This is a genomic window from Enterobacter sp. JJBC, assembly GCF_036936505.1.
GTDB classification, from domain to species: Bacteria; Pseudomonadota; Gammaproteobacteria; order Enterobacterales; family Enterobacteriaceae; genus Enterobacter; species Enterobacter hormaechei_C.
This window is the reverse complement of record NZ_CP136935.1, coordinates 2,315,890-2,337,527: the sequence shown is the minus strand read 5'-3', so window position 1 is coordinate 2,337,527 and position 21,638 is coordinate 2,315,890. Positions and strand designations below refer to the sequence as shown.

3 protein-coding genes are annotated in these 21,638 nt (G+C 60.8%); all 3 read right to left on the bottom strand.

Translation table 11 applies throughout. The features are described from left to right. Positions 1 to 20: 20 nt before the first annotated feature. The gene (locus RY075_RS11300; protein WP_022651165.1) at positions 21 to 1,196 is read right to left on the bottom strand and encodes an HlyD family type I secretion periplasmic adaptor subunit; all 1,176 of its coding nucleotides are present in this window, start codon (positions 1,194 to 1,196) and stop codon (positions 21 to 23) included. Further along, complete coding sequence (locus RY075_RS11295) at positions 1,193 to 3,358, bottom strand: type I secretion system permease/ATPase (RefSeq protein WP_058658924.1); 2,166 nt, start codon at positions 3,356 to 3,358, stop codon at positions 1,193 to 1,195. The genes RY075_RS11300 and RY075_RS11295 overlap by 4 nt, the downstream gene beginning before the upstream one ends. 176 nt (positions 3,359 to 3,534) lie before the next feature. Then, complete coding sequence (locus RY075_RS11290) at positions 3,535 to 21,588, bottom strand: Ig-like domain-containing protein (RefSeq protein ID WP_338628604.1); 18,054 nt, start codon at positions 21,586 to 21,588, stop codon at positions 3,535 to 3,537. Positions 21,589 to 21,638: the final 50 nt, after the last annotated feature.

The following is a 21,638-nucleotide window of genomic DNA, read 5'->3' as shown; positions in this document are numbered from 1 at the left end:
CGGTTTGCTGAACGCCTTTTTTACCGCTCGCGCAGCGCCTCTTTTGCCTTATTCAACGGTTTCAGCAGATAATCAATGACGGATTTACTGCCGGTTTTGATATCAACTGTGGCTATCATGCCCGGGAACACCGGGAACGCCTTGCCCTGCCTGTTGGTCAGATGGTTACTGTCTGTACGAATATAAACGCGATAATAATAAACATCCCGTTTCACCTCGTCCTGAAGGGTATCCGGGGAAATCATCGTCACCTCCCCTTCCAGCCCGCCGTAGATCGAGTAATCATAGGCGGTGATTTTCACCAGCGCTTTTTGCCCGGGATGGATAAACGCGACATCGCGCGGCGAGATTTTCGCTTCTATCACCATCTGGTCATCAAGCGGTACCAGGCTCATCAGTTTGCCGTTCGGCGGGATCACCCCGCCCACCGTCGTCACGTCAATATCCTTCACGATGCCACGCACCGGCGCATTAAACGTTAAGCGGGTGAGTGAATCTTCGCGTCCTTTCATGACCGAACGCTGCGCCTCTATTTCTGCGTTCGCTTTCGCCAGTTCTTCGCGGGCGCGAACGTAGTACTGGTTTTTCATCTCGGTGATTTTGCTCTCCAGCTCATTTTTTTGGCGTTCAAGGCGTAAGACTTCGACCTTACTGGCCGCCCCCTGCGTCACCAGCGGGCGCGTTAATGCCAGTTCACGCTGCACGAGATCCGCTCCCTGGCGTAAACCCGCCAGCCCTTTTTCAAGGCTTTCGCGACGTGACTGATAAAGCGCCGTTTCCTGTTTGACCAGCTCAACGTCGTCATCCAGCTCTGCCGGGAATGTCAGCCCGGTGTCGTTCACCTCAGCATTCAGACGCGCGGCCGTCGCCATTGCAGCGTTTAATCGAGACTCGCTCTCCAGCACGCTGGACTCGGTTTTCGTCCGGTCCAGTTGGGCAAGCTGTTGACCACGCTCGACGATGTCGCCTTCGCGCACCATCAGACTGTGAATAATCCCCCCTTCCAGGGACTGGATCACCTGCTCGTGGGAGGACGGGATCACCTTGCCACTGCCCGTAGTGACCTCATCCAGCTGGAACAGGCTGGCCCAGGTAATAAACACCACCAGCAGGGCAAACAGCGACCATGCCACCAGCGACGAACGCGGCAGGCGGGGCTCCTTCAGTCGGCTATTAAAGCGGGAGAAATCATTCATGCCACGCCCTCCGTTTTCAGTTTAACCGTACGCTGCGGCGCCTGCTGCGGGGCCATTCCGTGCTGGCGTAAAATGGCATCACGAGGGCCATCCATCACCACTTTGCCGTTTTCCAGGACGATGATGCGGTCAACCAGGTCCAGAATCGGCAGGCGATGCGTCGCCACCACCAGCGTCCGGCGCTTACCGAGCCACTGGTGCAGATGCTGGATAAACTGCTTCTCGCTGACCTCATCCAGCCAGGCGGTGGGTTCATCCAGCAGCAGAATATTCGGCGAGGTGATCAGCGCGCGCGCCAGCAGCAGCGCCTGACGTTGCCCGCCGGAAAGCCCCGTTCCGCCCTCGTTGATGATGGTGTTTAGCCCCATTTTCTGCTTGCGCACATACTCCAGCGCGCCGCTGTTGACCAGCGCCTGATGGATTTCCTCGTCTGTCGCCAGCGGATTACCCATCAGGATGTTGTCGCGTACGGAGCCGAAGAACAGCCGCGCCTGCTGGCTGAGCAACTGCATATCGCGGCGCACGTCGGCCGGGTCAAGATGATTGAGAGCAATATCGTCCAGCAAAATGCTGCCCTGCTGCGGCTCCTGCATTCCCGCGAGGAGGTGCAGCAAGGTGCTTTTCCCCGAACCATTCCGCCCGAGCACCGCCACGCGCTCCCCGGCGCGAATGCGTAGTTTGCTGATATTCAGCACGGTGAGCTTCTCTTCTTCGTCGTAATAAAACCCCACGTCGTCCAGCAGATAATCACCGCGCAGGTGGGCTTTATGCACCTTCTTTCCGTGCTGGGGATCGTCAATCGGGCGCTGCATCAGGTCATCCAGTCCCTTGCGGGCCACCTTTGCTGACTGCCAGCGGGAAAGCACGCCAGAAATTTGCGACAGCGGCGCAATGGTCCGGGACGCCAGAATCGAGGTGCCCACCAGCGCACCGGTGGTCATGTCACCGCTGATGACCAGGTAACACCCCACCAGCAGCACCACGGCGTAGACGATAGATTGCACCTCCTGGGTCCAGGTTAGCAGCAGCCCCGTCAGCCAGCGCTGCTTCATGCCGACGCTGGCGGCAACGTCATTGGTGTTATTCCACTGGTTCTGGAACCGCTGCTCAGCGCGCATCAGCTTGATGTCCTCAAGCCCCTGCACCGCTTCCACCAGCGTGGCGTTGCGAATCGCCGATTCACGCATCCCTTCGCTGGAGAGTTTCCCCAGCGGGCGCTGCACCAGCAGGCCAGGAATAAGCAACAGCGGCACGGCGAGCAGGACCACCAGCACCAGCGGACCACCAATCATCCACAGAATGAAGACGAACAGCAGGAAGAACGGCAGATCGGAGAGGGCCGCAATGGTCGTCGAGGTGATCAGCTCGCGCACCGACTCCAGCTCGCGGATCTGCGCGATAAACGACCCGGTTGATTTCGAGCGTGCGCCGTTTTTAATCCGCAGCGCGTGGGCAAAGACGCGTTCAGAGATGCGCAGATCGGCGCGCTTCCCCACCACGTCAGAAATGTGCACGCGCAGCATGCGCATGATGAATTCGAACACGATGGCAATCATCACGCCGCCAAACAGCACCCACAGCGTGGCTTCTGACTGCGACGGTACCACCCTGTCGTAGACCTGCATGGAGAAGACCATGCCGGAAAGCGCCAGCACGTTGGCGACCAGCGCCACCAGCATAATATCGCTGTAACGACGCCAGTCTTTCAGCGCCAGCTGCCAGAACCAGTTTTTCTCATAGGGTTTGATGTAATCATCCACGCGCGCATCCGGCGTGGACTCCAGGGGACGCAGCACCATCAGCCCCTTTAACCGCGAACCGAGCTCGTCCCGCGTCAGCGTTGTCTCCAGGCCGCCGTCGCCGCTAAACTGCACGCTGACGTTCCCATCGTTGTCCATACGGTTGATGACCGCAATTTGCCCGCCGGTAAACTCCGCCAGCAGCGGTAAACGCCAGGGATCGAGCGATAGGGCTTCCGCCGCCACCCACCGCATCCCCAGCCCAAGCTGGCGCGCCATCTCCTCCAGCACCAGCTGGCGTGGCGACTGGCTTTCATGGTTAATCGTGACCCGAACATGCTCCGCCGAAAAATCCAGCCGATAATATTTCGCGATGATGAGCATGCCCTGCAACCAGGGTTCGTACTGTGGATGTGTCTTCATAATGCTACGTCCTGTTCAGGGCGATGATTTCGCACTGAAATGATACCTTTCCGGGATGATTAGAAATCGAACACTGTCTAAACGAGCCCGCAAAATAATCTTGTGAAATATAGGGTTATGGCTATTCGTGTAAAGAAACGCAAAAAGCCGCGAGGATCGCTCCCCGCGGCAGTGTTTTACGCAATTAACAGCTGGTGGTTCGCCAGCAGCGTCGCCAGATCTGTCTGCACCCCGTTCAGCGTCACCAGCGTGGTGGGCGAGAACTGACCGCCGGTGCCGTCCAGGTCAACCTGGATCTCGGTGTTGCTGCCGTTCTGCACCACGCGGATGTAGTCGGCGATGTTGCCCGCGCTGCTGTCCAGCGTCGCCACGCCGTTGACGTAGCTCGCCGAGCCGGTGCCGGTATAACCGCTGTCAGAAAGCAGGTCGCGCAGGTCGATACGGTCCGTATCCGCCGTCCCTTCCCAGGTGCCGACGGTAAAGCCGTTCACCACATCGCTGCCGTTGCCGCCCGTCGCGTCAGACGCGTTGATCAGCTTATAGAGCAACGTATCGTGACCGCCGCTGCCGATGTTGAAGGTGTCGTTCCCGCCCCGGCCTTCGAACTGGTTATCACCGCTGTTGCCGGTGATCACGTCGTCATAGTCGGAGCCGTTGATGCCTTCAATATTCACCAGTGTCGCGGTATCGAATCCGGTACTCTGCGCCGTAGAGCGTCCTAAATCGACGGTGACGCCGGAAGTGGCGTTGCGATAATCCACGACATCCATGCCGCCCGTACTGCTCCACGTGTCGTGTTCAGAGGTCGTCGTCCAGCCACCGGAACCGTTGTAGGTATACGTCCCTGCTTCAGCGATAAAGGTATCGTTGTAGCCGGTACCTGTCAGGGTGCCCTGGTGACCGCCCGTAGCAGCTTCAGCCGTCAGGGCGTAACTTTCTTTACCGTCTCCTGCCGTCAGCCCGTCCCAGGTTACGTTACTCGAAACACCGTTAACGGCACGAACCAGCACCGCGTGATACGTCTCGCTGGGATCCAGGCCGTAAAAACTGATGAGCGACGAGGAATCGTTAATGCCAATCCCGGACTGGGCATTGATGATTTCACTGGCGACCAGCTGGCCTGCCGCGTTGTACAGCTGGACAGTGTTGCCAAAGAAGGCGTTAATCCCTTCGCTGTCGACAATCTTCAGATGCAAGGCCGTACCTGGTGCGACCGTATTGGTATTCCGCTCCAGTAAAACCGTACCGTTTTGACGGAAAATGAGCAGATCCTGTGCGCCATCCCAGTCGTAATCAAGCAGAGCCGCGCCGGATACCTGAGTTGACGTAGCGGTACTGAATTTCGAAGCAGTAAAGCTTGCAGTACCTGCCAGTCCATCATTGGTGTAAAGATAAGACTGCCCGCTATTCGCCAGCTTGATGATGTCCATGTGACCGTCGAGGTTCCAGTCCACCGCCACGCTGACGTTACCCACAAACTTATCCGTGGTCGCCGTTCCAACCGCGGTGCCGGCCAGAAGGTTGCCGCTACCGTCGTTCAGCATTAACACCCCGCCCTGACTGGTTCCGCTGGAGGTACGGGACATGCTCATATACAGGTCCATGTAACCATCACCGTTAAAGTCGGCCCAGGTCATACTCACGGCATTGGACGCTGCGGCGGAACCATAGCCGCTGTACATGGTATTGGTGAAGTTTTGCCCCCACGTAAATGAGCCATTGCCCTGGTTAAACATGGTCGACAGGGCATAGTTGTTGCCCCCGTTGGTCGTATGCTGGGCAATATCCACTTTCCCGTCGTTGTTCAAATCCACACCGGACGTTTCAATCAGACTGTTGTAGTTACCTACCGTTGATCCCGATACGAAACTGGAGTACGTACCGGACTTCGAACTGCCCGTCAGCGTGCCGTTGTTATTGAGCATGACGGTGCTGGAATCAGGCCCGCCAGCATCGCCGATGACAAAGTCAGTGTAACCATCGCCCTTGATGTCAATGGCGACCACCGCGCCATACCACACCGCAGCCCCCATATTGGTCAGCGTACTGGAAGTGTATGTACCGTCTCCATTGTTAATCAGCTGCACCATGTACGAGTAACTTGTCCCTTCCGCCAGCACGTCAGCCAGCCCGTCGCGGTTGATATCCGCGTAAGTACCGGTTGTGTAACTCCCCGTCATTGAGAAATTGCCTGAAACGGTGTAAGCGTTACGGCTACTGGTATTGGCGGATGCGAATTGCTGGTTGGCCATAATCGTCCACAGCCCATCCGAATCCAGCATATAGCTGGCAGAATAGGAGTAGTTCGCGGCGGTAAATGACCAGGCCGGCGTCAATGATTCTTCACTCCCTACAATCAGGCTACCGGTGGTCAACCCAGCGGTATTACCGTTGCCGGCGCTGCTTTTCACCTGTGCCGTAACATCATAATTCTTCACGCTCAGCGCATCGCCGTCAGGGAGCTGCAAATACCATGTGTTGTTATCCGGATCGACCACGACCGCACCGCCAGTCTCTGAGGTGTAGGTTTTATCGTTCACGGTGATAACCACGTACTCACCGTTGGTCAGTCCCGCCGATACAAGTCCACTCAGAATCGGGGTGCTATCTGTCGTCGTCTGAGGGTTAATGGTCACGGTGGTGGTCGGGATGCTCGTATCCACTTTCAGCACGAAATCATCTGAGTCGGTGAAGTTACCTGCCAGATCGGTCACACGCAGCATATAGACGTGATTACCGTCATTCAGACCACTGTCCTGGAAATACCAGCTGGCGGCGCCGTTCATCGTCACCTGTCCCAGCAGCACACCGTCACGATACAGTTGCACGATCTCGCCATTGTCCGGCGCACGGTTAAGCGTCCCGTTAATCACTGGAGAGTTGTCATCTGTTGCCACCGAAGCGCCGAAGCTGCCCTGACGTTCGCCTTCCCCGTCGGTATAGCTGACCACCGTTCCCACCGTATCAGGCGGCGTGGTATCAACCGTTACCACCTGCGAAGTGGTTGAGCCGACGTTGCCCGCCTGGTCGATGATCCGCACCTGGTAGTTGTAATCCCCGTCCGCCAGATCGCGGGTGTCCGTATAGCTCCAGCGCTGGTTAGTGACGGTAGCGTCAATCCAGGTATTGCCGCCGTCGAGGCTAATCTGTACGCGCTCGTCGCTGGCCAGCGCGCTGCCCAACGAACCGTTGATCGTCAGCGAGGTGTCCATGGTGATGAAATCACTTCCGGACTGCCCGGTATCTTCGCTGATGCTGTCAATGGTGATGCCGTACTGCGGCGCCTGGGTATCCACCGTCACGTCCTGCGTGGTGGTGGCCCCGACGTTGCCCGCCTGATCGACAACCCGCACCTGATAGCGGTAATCGCCGTCGGCCAGGGTGCGCGCGTCGGTATAGCGCCACTGGGTACCGCTTACCGTGGCGTAAACCCAGGTGGTGCCGCCATCCATGCTCACCTGCACATACTCACCCGCCCCGAGTTCGGCCCCGAGCGTCCCGTTGAGCGTGTACGAGGTCGAACTGGTCAGGAAGTCATTGTTATCGAAACCGGTATCGACGGTGATGTTATCCACGGTCACCGTAATCGCCGCATCCGGCGCGACCGTATCGACCGTCACCTGCTGATGAGCGCTGGCACCCACGTTGCCCGCCGCATCCACTACGCGAACGTAGTAGTCGTAGGTCTGGTTACCCAGCGTGCGGCCGTCCACGTAGTACCAGCTGTTGCCGGTGACGATCACGTTCTGCCAGGTGACGCCGCCGTCGATGCTGATCTGGGCATATTCGCCGTCGGCCAGCGTCGCGCCGAGTGAGCCGTGCAGGGTCAGGGACGTGTCGCGAGTGATAAAGTCGCTGCTGCTCAGGCCGGTATCGTCGCTGATGCTGTCGATAGCGATCGTTTTGCTGGCGTCCGGCGCGACGGTATCAATGGTCACCACCTGGCTGGTGGTGGCGCTGATATTCCCCGCGTCGTCAATCACACGCAGCTGGTAGTTGTAATCCCCGTCGGTCAGCGTACGGCCATCAATATACGTCCAGCTCAGGCCGCTAACGCTCACGTCAGTCCAGGTCGCGCCACCGTCCAGGCTGATCTGGGCGTGGTCGCCGCTGCCCAGGGCCGCGCCGAGCGTCCCTTTCAGGCTGATCTGGTTGTCGCTGGTAATGAAGTCGCTGTCGGACAGGCCGGTATCCTGCGAGACGGAATCCACGGTAATAGTCGCCGCCGCAGGCTTCGTCAGATCGATTACCACGTCCTGGCTGTCCGTTGCCCCAACGTTGCCTGCATTGTCGATCACGCGCACCTGGTACTGGTACGTACCGTCGGTCAGGGTACGGCCATCGGTGTAGCGCCAGGTGGTGCCGGTGACGGTCAGGTCAATCCAGGTGGTACCGCCGTCAAGGCTGATCTGCGCCTTCTCGTTATTGCCGAGCTGCGCGGTCAGGGAACCATTCACCACCACCTGGCTGTCGTTGGTGATGAAGTCATTCGCGCTGAGGCCGGTATCGTTTTGCAGGGAATCAATGCTGATCCCCATCGACGGTGCGGTGAGATCCACGGTAACGGTATGGTTATCGCTGGCGCTGTTGCCGATGGCGTTGCTCACCTGCGCGTTAATCACGTACGAACCGCCGTCCGCCAGCGCGGTCACGTCTGCGCTGCCGACCGTATAGCTCCAGGTGCCGTCATTTTGAACGGTAGCCGTGTAGGTTTTACCGTTAAGCGTAATGGTCACCGTCTGGCCCGTTGGCGCATCGGTGGTGCCGCTGATAACCAGCGGCGTGCCGTGCTCGGCGGCGTTGACGATATCATCCTGCGCAAAGGTGTTAATGGCGATGGTCGGCACGTCACCGTTCAGCGTCACGTCGTGCGTTGCGCTGCCCGGGTTACCTGCCTTATCGCTCACCGTAGCCGTAATGGTGTAATCCCCGTCGCTCAGTCCGAGGAAGTCGCGTCCCGGCACGAAGACGGACCAGGAGCCATTCGCCGCCACGGTCGCCTGATAGCTGTGGCCGTTGAAGGAGACGGTCACCGTCTGGCCCTGCTCCGCGGTGGTGGTCCCGCTGATGGTCTGTCCCGCCAGCTGCTCGGCGTCGTTGACGATATCGTCATCGGCCACGGTGCTGATGGTCACGGCTGGCGCGACGGTATCGACCGTTAAGGTATGCGTCGTCTGGCCGTTATTACCCGCCTTGTCGTTCACCGACGCGGTGACCGTCAGCGCGCCTTCGCTCAGGTTGGCAAGATCGGCGGCCGGGACGTCGAGCGTCCAGGTGCCGTCGTTTGCCACAAGCGCAGTGTAGGTTTTCCCGCCCAGCGTGACGGTCACCGTCTGGCCTGCTTCCGCGCTGGAAGAGCCGTGTACGGTGAGCGGCTGTTGGGCTTCCGCCGCATTCAGCACATCGTCGCCCGACAACGTGTTCACGCTAATCACCGGCGCGGTGGTGTCCACGCTGATGGTGTGCGTCGCCGAGGCGCTGTTCCCGGCGCTGTCCTGCGCCGAAACAGAAACCTGGTAGCTCGCGCCGTCGGCCAGGGTGCCCACGTCGGCGGCCGGTACGGTGGTTGTCCAGGAGCCATCGCTCTGGATAGTGGCCGTATAGATCTTACCATTCAGGGTGATAGTGACCTGCGTGCCGTTAGCAAACTGCGCGCTGGAGCCGTTGATGACCAGCGACGCCCCCGCTTCTGCCGCATTGATCACGTCATCACCGCTGAGGGTGTTGACGGTCAGCGCGACCGATGCGGTATTTACCACCACGTCATGGGTCTGGGTGCTGCTGTTGCCCGCGCTGTCGGTGATTGTCGCGCTGAGGGTCACGGTGCCGTCGGTCAGGGCAGAAATGTCGCTGGCAGGAACGCCCACGCTCCATTTGCCACTGGCGTCAACGGTGGTGGTGTACTGGTTCGAACCTATCGTGATGACCAGCTTATCGCCGACGCTGGCGCCGGTTGCGGTGCCGCTGATGACCTGCGCCTGCCCGTGCTCAACGCTGTTGATGACGTCATCGCCCGCCACGACGTTAAAGCTGACGGTCGGCGGCGTGGTATCGAGCGTAATCGCTTTGCCCGCGCTGCCCGGGTTACCCGCGGCGTCACTCACGCTCACCTGCACGGTGTAGCCGTTATCCGCCAGAGTGGACAGATCGGCGGCCGGCACGTTAATGCTCCAGACGCCGCCCTGCTGAACCTGTGCGGTATAGCTGTTTCCACCGAGGTTAACGGTTACCGTCTGACCGACTTCAGCCGTGGTGGTGCCGGAAATGGCCACGCCCGCAGCCGCTTCGCTGCCGTTGATCACGTTGTCGCCGGCTACCGTGTCAATGGTCACGGTTGGCGCCGTGGCATCCACGCTGTACTCCCGGCCCGCAGACGCGCTGTTGCCGTTCACATTGGTCACGCTCACCTGCACGCTGGCGTCGCCGTCTTTCAGACCCGCAAGATCCGAGGAAGGCACGGTGGCCGTCCAGTTGCCGTCGGCATCGACTTTGGCGGTGTACGTCTTGCCGCCGAAGGTGACGGTAACGGTCTGGTTTTCCTCTACGTTCGAGGTGCCGCCGGACAGCACCAGATCCGCGCCTTTTTCTGCCGCGTTAATCACGTCGTCGGTAGCAATCGCATCAATACTGATAGCGACTGCCGCCAGATCCACCGTCACGTCATGACTGATGGTCACCGGATTGCCCGCCGCGCTCTGGCCTGCAACGGTCACGGTAACCGTGCCCGCAGCCAGGGCCCCGACGTCTGCTGCCGGGATCGCCGCGCTCCAGGTACCGTCTGCCAGCACGGAGGCCGCATAGGTTTTGCCATTGACGGTCACGGTGAGCGTAGTGCCTGCCGCCAGTCCGTCGCTGGAGCCGGTGACAATCAGGTTCTGTCCATGCTCGATGCTGTTAATCACATCGTCGCCCGCGACGGTATCCACGCGCAGGCCCGGCAGGCTTGCGTCGATAGTGATATCGCGCTCGCCCGTTCCCGTATTGCCATGGTCATTAGTGACGGTTGCTGACACCGTTAAATCGCCATTGCCCAGCGCGGTCAGGACGGATTCCGGCACGTTAACGGACCAGGTCAGATCGCTCTGCACCGTCGCGGTATAGGTGTTGCCGCCGATGTTCACCGTCACGGTGTTACCGATGTCCGCGTTCGCCACCTTACCGGTAATGGTCTGGCCTGCGGCCACTTCCGCCGCGTTGATGACGTTGTCCCCCGCCACGGTGTTGATGGTGACGGTTGGCAGCGCGGTATCGACAAGCAGGTTCGCCGTAGTGCTGATGCTGTTGCCCACGCCGTTGGTGGCCGTCGCGCTCAGGGTGTAGCTGGCTTCACCGAGGCCTGACAGATCCGCAGCCGGAACCGTCAGGCTCCAGGTGCCGTCTGCCGCCGTCGTGGCCGTGTAGTTTTTGCCGTTGAGGGTCACGGCCACCACGGTGCCTTCTGCCAGGTTGGCGCTGGTGCCGCTGACGCGCAGATCCTGACCCTTCTCTACCGCGTTCAGCACATTATCATCGCTGATGGCGTTGAAGCTGACCGACGGCAGACCGGTATCGACGGTCACATTATGCGTGCCGCTGCCGGTGTTGCCCGCCGCGTCGGTGACTGATGCAGTGATGGTCGCGGTACCGTCGCTGAGGCCTGAAATCACATTTGCCGGGACGCCCACGCTCCAGTTACCCGCCGCGTCCAGCACGGTGGTATAAGTCTGGCCGCCGATCGTGACGGTGACCTTATCGCCCGCCGCCGCGCCGGTGGCGGAGCCGCTGACGATCTGCGCCTGATTGTGTTCAGCCACGTTAATCACATCGTCGCCTGCAACGGTATGGATGGTCACCGCAGGTACGGTGACGTCCACCGTCAGGGTGTGGTCAACCGACGCCGGGTTACCCGCCTTGTCGCTCACGCTCGCGGTTACGGTGACGCTGCCGTCGGTTAATCCTGCCAGATCCGCCGCCGGAACGTTCAGCGTCCAGCTGCCGTTCGCGCTGACGGTTGTGGTGAAATCTTTGCCGTTCAGCGATACGGTCACCGTCTGGCCCGCTTCGGCTGTGCTGGTGCCGGAGATTGCCAGGTCTGACTGCGCTTCCGTGGCGTTCAGGATATCGTCGGTGGCAATCGTGTTGATGGTCACGGACGGCGCGGTAGCATCCACGCTGTACTCACGGCCCGCCGAGGCGCTGTTGCCGTTCACATTGGTGACGCTCACCTGTACGCTGGCGTCACCATCCTTCAGGCCAGCCAGATCCGCTGACGGCACGGTGTAAGTCCAGTTGCCGCTGTCGTCCACGGTGGTGGTGTAGATCCTGCCGTTCAGACTAATGGTCACGGTCTGCCCGGCTTCCACGTTGGTGGTCACACCGGACAGCACCAGATCCGCGCCCTTCTCCGCCGCGTTAATCACGTCGTCGGTGGCAAGCGCATTGATGCTGATGGCAACGGTAGCCAGATCCACGGTCACGTCGTGGCTGATGGTGATCGGATTACCCGCCGCGCTGTCACCGGTAACGCTGATTTTCACGGTGCCTTCCGGCCACGCGCTCACGTCGGTGGACGGGATCGCCGCGCGCCAGGTGCCGTCTGCCAGCACCGTTGCCGCGTAATCTTTACCGTTGACGGTAACCGTCAGCGCCGTGCCCGTCGCCAGCCCGTCGCTGGAGCCTGAAACAATCAGATTCTGCGCGTGCTCGATGGTGTTGAGCACGTCGTCACCCGCCACGGTATCGACGCGCAGCCCCGGCAGGTTAGCGTCGATAGCGATCTCGCGCTCGCCGGTGCCGGTGTTGCCGTGTCCGTTGGTGACGGTCGCGGTTACGCTCAGGCTGCCGTTGCCGAGTGCGGTCAGCACGTCAGACGGCACGTTGACGGACCAGGACAGATTATTCTGCACCGTTGCGGTGTAGCTGTGGCCGCCGATAGCGACGGTCACGGTGTTGCCCGCTTCGGCATTCGCCACGGTGCCGCTCAGGGTCTGACCCGCGGCCACTTCCGCCGCGTTGATGACGTTGTCGCCCGCCACGGTGTTGATGGTGACGGTTGGCAGCGCGGTGTCGACAAGCAGGTTCGCAGAATTGCTCACGCTGTTGCCCACGCCGTTGGTGGCCGTCGCGTTCAGGGTGTAACTGGCCTGACCGAGACCGGCCAGATCCGCAGCCGGAACCGTCAGGCTCCAGGTGCCGTCTGCCGCAGTTGTCGCCGTGTAGTTTTTACCGTTCAGGGTCACGGTGACCTGGGTGCCTTCCGCCAGGTTGGCGCTGGTGCCGCTGACGCTCAGATCCTGGCCTTTTTCAACGGCGTTCAGGACGTTGTCATCACTGATGGCGTTGAAGCTGACCGATGGCAGACCGGTATCGACGGTCACATTATGCGTGCCGCTGCCGGTATTGCCCGCCGCGTCGGTGACTGACACAGAGACGGTCACGGTGCCGTCGCTGAGGCCTGAAATCACATTCGCCGGAACGCCCACGCTCCAGTTACCCGCCGCGTCCAGCACGGTGGTATAAGTCTGGCCGCCGATCGTGACGGTGACCTTATCGCCCGCCGCCGCACCGGTGGCGGAGCCGCTGATAATCTGCGCCTGATTGTGTTCAGCCACGTTAATCACGTCGTCGCCTGCCACGGTGTGGATGGTCACCGCAGGTACGGTGACGTCCACCGTCAGGGCGTGGTCAACCGACGCCGGGTTACCCGCCTTGTCACTCACGCTCGCGGTTACGGTGACGCTGCCGTCGGTTAATCCTGCAAGGTCAGCTGCCGGCACGTTCAGCGTCCAGCTGCCGTTCGCGCTGACGGTTGTGGTGTAATCTTTGCCGTTCAGCGATACGATCACCGTCTGGCCTGCTTCGGCGGTGCTGGTGCCGGAGATTGCCAGGTCGGACTGTGCTTCTGAGGCGTTGAGGATATCGTCGGTGGCAATCGTGTTGATGGTCACGGACGGCGCGGTAGCATCCACGCTGTACTCGCGGCCCGCAGACGCGCTGTTGCCGTTCACGTTGGTGACGCTCACCTGCACGCTGGCATCACCGTCTTTCAGACCAGTCAGATCCGCAGACGGCACCGTGGCGGTCCATTTACCCTCAGCGTCCACCGTGGCGGTGTAGCTCTTGCCGCCGAAGGTGATGGTGACGGTTTGATTTTCCTCTACATTCGCGGTGGTGCCGGAGAGCACCAGATCCGCACCCCTCTCGGCGGCGTTGATCACGTCGTCGGAAGCGATGGCGTCAATGCTGATCGCGACGTTTGCCAGATCCACCGTCACATCATGGTTGATAGTCACCGGATTGCCCGCGCTGCTCTGGCCTTCAACGTTCACGGTGACCGCGCCTGCGGCAAGGGCACTCACGTCCGCAGAAGGGATCGCCGCGCTCCAGGTGCCGTCTGCCAGCACCGTGGCTGCATAGGTTTTACCGTTTACGGTGACGGTCAGCGCTGTGCCCGCCGTCAGGCCGTCGCTTGAACCCGTGATAATCAGATTCTGCCCGTGTTCGATGCTGTTAATCACGTCATCGCCCGCTACGGTGTCCACGCGCAGGCCCGGCAGATTCGCGTCGATAGTGATATCGCGCTCTCCGCTGCCGCTGTTGCCCACGCCGTTCGTGACGCTGGCGGTCACGGTCAGATCGCCATTGCCCAGCGCGGTGAGCACAGATTCCGGTACGCTGACGGACCAGGTCAGATCGCTCTGCACCGTTGCGGTGTAGTTATGGCCGCCAACAGACACAGTCACGGTGTTGCCCGCTTCGGCATTCACCACTGTGCCGCTAATGGTCTGGCCGGTTGCCAGCTCCGCCGCGTTGATCACGTCGTCGCCCGCCACGGCGTTAATGATGACGCCAGGCAGCACGGATTCCACGTTCACGGTGTGCGAGGTGCTGGTGCTGTTGCCGACGCTGTCCGTTGCGGAGGCCGACACGGTGTAAAGCGCTTCACCCAGTTGCCCCACCTCGCTCGCCGGAACGGTTGTGGTCCATTGGCCATTGGTATCCACCGTGGCGCTGTACGCTTTGCCGTTGAGCATCACGGTGACCACCGCGCCCGCGGCCAGCCCGGAAGCCGTACCTGTGATGGTCAGATCCTGCGTTTTCTCACTGCTGTTGATCACATCGTCGCCGGACACGGTGTCAATGGTCAGCACCGGCGCAGTGAGGTTGACTTCAACCTCGTGCGTTGTGCTGTTGCTGTTTCCGGCTTTATCGGTCAGTGCCGCGGTGATGGTGTGATCCCCGGCGGTCAGGGCACTCACGTCCGCCGCAGGCACGCCCACGCTCCACCTGCCGGAAGCGTCCAGGGTCGCCGTGTAATCTTTGTTATTGATGGTGACGGTCACCACGTCGCCCGCCGCCGCACCGGTCACGGAACCGGTGACAATCAGCGCCTGCGCATGCTCGGCGCTGTTGATCACGTCGTCGTCGGAAACGGTGTTAATGGTCAGCTGTGGCACCGTGGTATCCACCAGCACATCGCGGTCCGCCAAGGCCGGGTTACCCGCCTTATCCGCGACGGCTGCCGTGATGGTGTAACTGCCGTCGGTAATCGCGCCGATATCCGCAGACGGTACGGTGACGCTCCAGCTGCCGTTCGCCTGTACGGTGGTGGTGTAGTCCACGCCGTTCAGCGTCACGGTGACGGTCTGGCCCGCTTCGGCGTTGGAGACACCGTTAACGACCAGATCCTGCTGCGCTTCGGCCGCGTTGATGATGTTGTTGTCGCTGACGATCTCGATGGACACCGTCGGCGCGGTGGCGTCCACGCTGTACTCGCGGCCCGCCGAGGCGCTGTTGCCGTTCACGTTGGTGACGCTGACCTGCACGCTGGCGTCGCCGTCTTTCAGGCTACCTAAATCGGCAGACGGTACGGTCGCCGTCCAGTTGCCGCTGGCATCCACCGTCGCGCTATAGGTCTTACCGCCGAAAGTGATGGTAACGGTCTGGTTTTCTTCCACGTTGGTGGTGGCACCCGACAGCACCAGATCTGCGCCTTTTTCTGCCGCATTGATTACGTCGTCGGTAGCGATAGCGTCAATGCTGATAGCAACCGTCGCCAGGTCGACCTTCACGTCGTGGCTGATAGAAACCGGGTTGCCCGCTGCGCTCTGGCCTTCAACGGTCACGGTGACGGTGCCTTCGCTCAGCGCGCCGACGTCTGCTGCCGGAACGGCGGCCGTCCAGGTACCGTCTGCCAGTACGGTGGCCGCGTAGGTTTTACCGTTAACGGTCACCGTCAATGCTGAACCCGCTGCCAGACCGTCGCTGGAGCCGGTGATAATCAGGTTTTGTCCGTGTTCGATGCTGTTGATCACGTCGTCACCCGCCACCTTATTGACCCGCAGGCCAGGCAGGTTGGCATCAATCGTGATGTCGCGCTCGCCGGAGCCGGTATTACCGTGGCCGTTAGTGACGCTGGCGGATACGGTCAGGTCGCCGTTGCCGATGGCGGTTAACACGTCAGACGCGACGTTAACCGACCAGCTTAAATCGTCCTGCACGGTTGTCGTGTAGGTATTGCCACCCACCGAAATTGTGACAGCGTCACCACTCGCGGCACCGCTCACTTTCCCGCTCAGGGTTTGTCCGGAAGCCACTTCCGCCGCGTTAATGACGTCGTCGGTGGCAACCGCATTAATGGTGACCTGCGGCAGCGCGCTGTCGACCAGCACGCTATGGCTGGTGTTCGCACTATTACCCGCAGTATCGGTCACGCTGGCCGTCACGCTATAGCTCGCTTCGCCCAATGCCGAGACATTTGCCGCCGGAACGGTGACGCTCCAGTTACCGCTGGCATCGGTGGTGGCGGCGTAACTGATACCGTTCAGGGTTACGGTGATGCGGGTCCCGTCCGGCTGGTTGCTGGTACCGGAGATCAACAGGTCCTGGCCTTTCTCGGTCGCGTTGATCACGTCGTCAACCGCCAGGGTATTGATGGCAATCACCGGCGCGGTCAGGGAGACGTCAAACGCGTGCGTCGCGCTGGTGCTGTTGCCCGCTTTATCGGTGACCGTGGCGGAGATCGTCTGATCGCCGTTAGCCAGCGCGCCCACGTCTGCCGCCGGAACGCCCACGCTCCAGCTTCCGGCACCGTCCAGCATCGCTGTGTAGTCTTTGCCGTTCAGGGTCAAGGTAATCACATCGCCCGCCTGCGCGCCCGTCACCTTGCCGGTGACAATCAGCGCCTGGCCGTGCTCGGCAATATTAACAATGTCGTCGCCCGCCACAATGTTGAAGGTAATCTGCGGCACGGTAGTGTCGACCAGCACGGACGCCCCCGCGCTGGCCGGGTTGCCCGCTTTATCGGACACGGTCACCGTGACCGCCGCGCTGCCGTCGGCGATCCCCGCCAGATCCGCCGCCGGAACGTCCAGCGTCCAGCTGCCGTTCGCCTGCACCTGGGCGGTGTACTGATTGCCGTTGAAGGTCACGGTGACCGTCTGGCCTGCTTCGGCAGTAGACGTCCCGCTCAGGGTCAGATCCTGCGCCGCCTCTGCCGCATTCAGCATGTTGTCGCCGCTGATGGTGTTGATGGTGACCGCTGGCGCGGCGGTATCGACGCTGAATGCCTGCGAGGAAGAGGCCGCGTTGCCGTTCACGTTGGTTACGCTGACCTGTACGCTGGCGTCGCCGTCCTTCAGGCCGCTCAGATCGGCAGCCGGTACGGTGCAGGTCCAGTCGCCGTTGGAATCGACCATCGTGGTCCAGGTTTTACCCGCAAAGATAATGGTAACGGTCTGGCCCGCTTCAACGTTCGAGGAGGAGCCGGACAGCACCAGATCCTGGCCTTTTTCTGCCGCGTTCAGCACGTTGTCGTCCGTCACGCTGTTAATGCTTATCGCCACCGGGGCGAGATCGACATCCACCACGGTGCCGATGTTCACCGGGTTGCCGGAGGTATCCTGCGCGCTGGCGCTGATGGTGAGCGACCCGTCCGCCCACCGGGAGACGTCTGCGGCCGGAACCGCAGCCTGCCAGGTGCCGTCCGCCTGTACCGATGCGGAATAACTCTTGCCGTTGATGGTCACGGTGACGGTGCTACCCGCCGCCAGGTCGGTGCTGGTGCCGGAGATAACCAGGTTCTGCGCGTGTTCAATAACGTTAATGACGTCGTCACCGGCGACGGTATCAATGCGCAGGCCGGGCAGCTGGGCGTCAATGGTGACATCCAGGGAAGACGATCCGGTATTACCGTGCGCGTTCGTCACGCTGGCCGAGACGGTCAGGTCGCCGTTGCCGAGCGCGGTTAACTGACTCTGGGTTAACGGCAGGCTCCAGGTGAGATCGTCCTGTACTGTAGCCGTGTATGTCTGCCCGCCGAGGATAATCGTGACGGTATCGCCCGATGCCGCGTTAGAAACCTTTCCGGTCAGGGTTTGCCCTGCGGTCACTTCCGCCGCGTTGACGATATTGTCGCCCGCGAAGTTGTTGAGGGTAACAACCGGCAGCGAGCTGTCCACCAGCACATCGTGCGTGGCAGCGGCGCTATTGCCCACATTATCGGTGACGCTCGCCGTTACGGTGTAATTGGCTTCACCCAGCGCGCTCACCGCAGAGGCGGGTACGGTAACGCTCCAGTTGCCGCTGGCGTCGGTGGTGGCGGTGTAGTTGATACCGTTCAGATTAACAGTGATGGTGGTTCCTTCCGGCTGGTTGCTGGTACCGGAAAGCAGCAGATCTTCGCCCTTCTCTGCCGCATTGATCACGTCATCCGCTGCCAGCGTGTTAATACCGATAACGGGCGTCACAGTATTGACCACCACATCCACTGAACTGCTGCCGGTGTTGCCGGACCGATCGGTCACGGAGACGTTAATAGTCCAGGTGCCGTCCGTCAGCCCCTGAATGACGGACGCAGGCAGGCCGAGACTCCAGTTTCCTGCCGCATCCACCACGGTGGTGTAGTCCACGTTATTGATGGTGATGGTGACCAAATCGCCCGCTGCCGCGCCGGTGACGGAGCCGCTCAGGATCTGCGCCTGAGCATGGGCCAGCTGGTTAACGGTGTTGGTGTCGGTGACGAAATCGTTGATGGTCACCTGCGGTACGGTGGCATCCACCAGCCCAACGCGATCCGCGCTGCTGCTGTTGCCCGCCACGTCAGTGACGGTGGCCGTCACGGTGACATTGCCATCGGTCAGCGCGCCTACGTCGGCGGCAGGCACGTTCAGCTGCCAGCGACCGTCCGCCTGTACCGTGGTCTGGTAAGATTTACCGTTCAGCGTCACGGTGACCGTCTGGCCCGTTTCAGCGGTTGTGCTGCCGCTGAGCACCAGATCCTGCTGCGCTTCTGCCGCATTAATGATGTTGTCGTCGGTCAGGTTATCAAGCGTAATGGCTGGCGGCTGCGTATCGACGATCACCACGCGTGAGGCGTCCGCGCTGTTGCCGTTGACGTTAGTCACGCTGACGCTCACCTGCGCACGCCCGTCGATCAGCGTTTCCATCGCGCTCGCCGGAACGGTCAGGTGCCAGGAGCCGTCCTGCTGCACCTGTGCGGTAAAGGTTTGATCCGCGAATTTCACCACCACGGTCTGCCCGGCCTCCACGCCCTGCGTCTGACCAGAAAGCGTGACATCCGCGCCTTTTTCCGCCGCGTTGAGCATATCGTCAGTGGTTACGGTATCGATGGTGACAGCCACCGCATTCAGGTCAAGCTCGATCGGGTGTTCAGCCGCCACGGTGTTGCCCCAGGCATCTTCCGCGCTGACGCTGACGGTCATGCCTCCCGCCGTCCATGCCTGAAGGTCCGCCGCCGGCACGCCAATCTGCCAGCTGCCGCTGGCGTTAACCGTGGTGACGTATTCGACATTATTGATGGTGACGGTGATCTGTGTGCCTTCGGCCAGATGAGTGCTGGAGCCGGTTACGGCCAGATCCTGCTGCTGCTCGATGGCGTTAATCACGTCATCGCCAGAGATCGTGTTCACGCGCAGGCCCGGCAGTTCGGCGTTGATGTTGATATCACGTTCGCCGGTGCCGGTATTGCCGTGCGCATTGGTGACAGAGGCGCTGAAGGTTAAATCGCCGTCGCCAAACGCCTGGAGGTCGGCCGATGGGATCGTCACGCTCCATTTCAGGTCGCTGCCAACCGTCGCGGTGTAGCTCTTGCCGCCCACGGTGACAGAGACGGTATCGCCCGCCGCCGCGCCGGTGACGCGTCCACTGAGGGTTTGGTCAACCGCCGCTTCGGCGTTATTGACCAGGTTATCCCCGGCAAAGGTGTTGACGATCACCTGCGGCAGCACGGTGTCTACCAGCAGATTCGCCTCGGCGGAGCCGCTGTTACCCACGCTGTCGGTGCCGCTGACGCTGACGGTGTAAAGGGTATTCGCCAGATCCAGCACGTCGGAGACCGGCACCTGAACGGACCAACGACCGTTCTCAACGGTGGTCTGATAGTTAACGTTGTTCAGCGTCACGGTGACAGCGCTGCCGTTCGGCAGATTACTGGTCCCGCTCAGGCTCAGGGGCTGCATGGCCTCCTGCGCATTCAGGACGTTATCCTGGCTGATGGGATCAAGGGTAAATTCCGGCGGGTTGCCGCTCAGCGTAATGCCGTGCGTCGCGCTGCCGGTGTTGCCCGCCGCATCGGTCACGGCAACCGAAATGCTGTGGCTACCTTCCCCCAGCGCGCCAATGACGGAGGCAGGCACGCCGACGCTCCAGGTGCCGTCCGCCTGAACGACACCGGTAAAGGTCTTGCCGCCAACGGTCACGGTGACAACGTCGCCCTCCGCCGCGCCGTTCGCCTGGCCGGAAATAATCTGCGCCTGCCCCTGCTCGCTGGTGTTCAGAATGTCGTCGCCCGCGACGGTGTTGATAGTGACCACTGGCGCTGCGGTATCGACCGTGAAATCGGCGGTGATGGAGGACCCATTACCCGCTTTGTCGCTGACGTTTACCGTCAGGGTGTGCTCGCCGTTAGCCAGTGTCTGTACTTCACTGGCCGGAAGCGTAACGGACCAGCTGCCGTCGCTGCCCACGGTCGCCGTGTGATTTTTGCCGTTCAGCGTGACCGTCACAATCTGGCCCGCTTCCGCATCGGTTTTCCCGGTCAGCGTCAGCGGCTGATTATGTTCAGCCGCGTTGATGATGTTGTCCTGGGCGATCGTGTCGACAGAGATCACTGGCGAGGCGGTATCCACGCCAATCGTCTGGCTGCCGGACACGGTGTTGCCCGCCGCGTCTTTTCCGCTGACGTTGACCGTCCAGGTACCATCGCCCAGCGCCTGTGCGTCGGCAGCAGGCACCTTCACGCTCCATGCGCCGTTTGCTCCCACTTCTGCGGTATAGGTTTTACCGTTGAGCGTGACGGTAAGCTCCGTTCCCTGCGCCAGGTTTTTGCTGGTGCCGGACAGCGTAAAGCCCGCGGACTGTTCGCTGGCGTTGATCACGTTATCGCCCGCCGTGGTGGCGAGCGTCACGCTGGTATCCGCTGTAGAAACGGTTACGGTAATACTGCCCGCAGAGGTCGTTTTACTGCCGTCGATCTGTACGACGGACCAGGTATGTTCCCCGTCCGCCTGGGTCGGGAGTGTTACCGTCCAGGTGCCGTCCTTCGCGACCATGGTGCTGGCGATGGTGCTGCCGCTGCCGTCTTTAACCTGAATGGTCGCGCCCGGCTGCCCGGTACCGCTGAAGGTGGGGGTGTTATCATCCGTGACCTCTTTTGCACTCAGCACGCCCTGCTTGTCACCCGCGTTGTCCGCCAGCAAAAATGTCGGCGTAGCGCTTTCGACTTCTTTTGTATTATCAATAACCCTGGTTTTGGTTTCGCCATCGCCGCCGTGAGCCAGCAGTGCGCCGATCGCACCGCCCCCTAACGCCGCACCGGCAATCCAGCCCCACGGCGCATCGCTTAATACGCTTCCCTGCTCCAGGAAAGGTTCAATGCTGCTAATGGGTGCAGCCTGGGCGGTTAATTCGGTGGCGGCAACGCCTGATGCTTCGCCGGCATCGGCAAATGAAATATGCGTCAACGCCTGGTTATCGTTAAATACCAGTTCGGAATGATTATGGGTTTCCGTGTCTTCGACAAAATAATTATTGCAGCGGATCACGCTGCCATCTTTCATATAAATGAGGAGGTCATTCCCCTGGCGGACATAACGCACCACGTCCTGAGCAGAACCCTGAATTTCAATCACGCTCGGTGAGGAAATAGAAACCGAGAGATTCCCTTCACCGGTTAATTTCGTCTTCTCTGCCGTTTTGCGAATGATGACATCAACAACTTTTGCGGTACTCATATTCTTCTCCTTGCAGGTGCGCGTATTCCTGTGGATATGTCCACCAGAGG

Excerpts from the sequence above, each read along its gene's own strand:
- RY075_RS11300 (WP_022651165.1), bottom strand. The coding sequence starts at position 1,196 with ATGAATGATTTCTCCCGCTTTAATAGCCGACTGAAGGAGCCCCGCCTG.
- RY075_RS11290 (WP_338628604.1), bottom strand. The coding sequence starts at position 21,588 with ATGAGTACCGCAAAAGTTGTTGATGTCATCATTCGCAAAACGGCAGAG.
- RY075_RS11295 (WP_058658924.1), bottom strand. The coding sequence starts at position 3,358 with ATGAAGACACATCCACAGTACGAACCCTGGTTGCAGGGCATGCTCATC.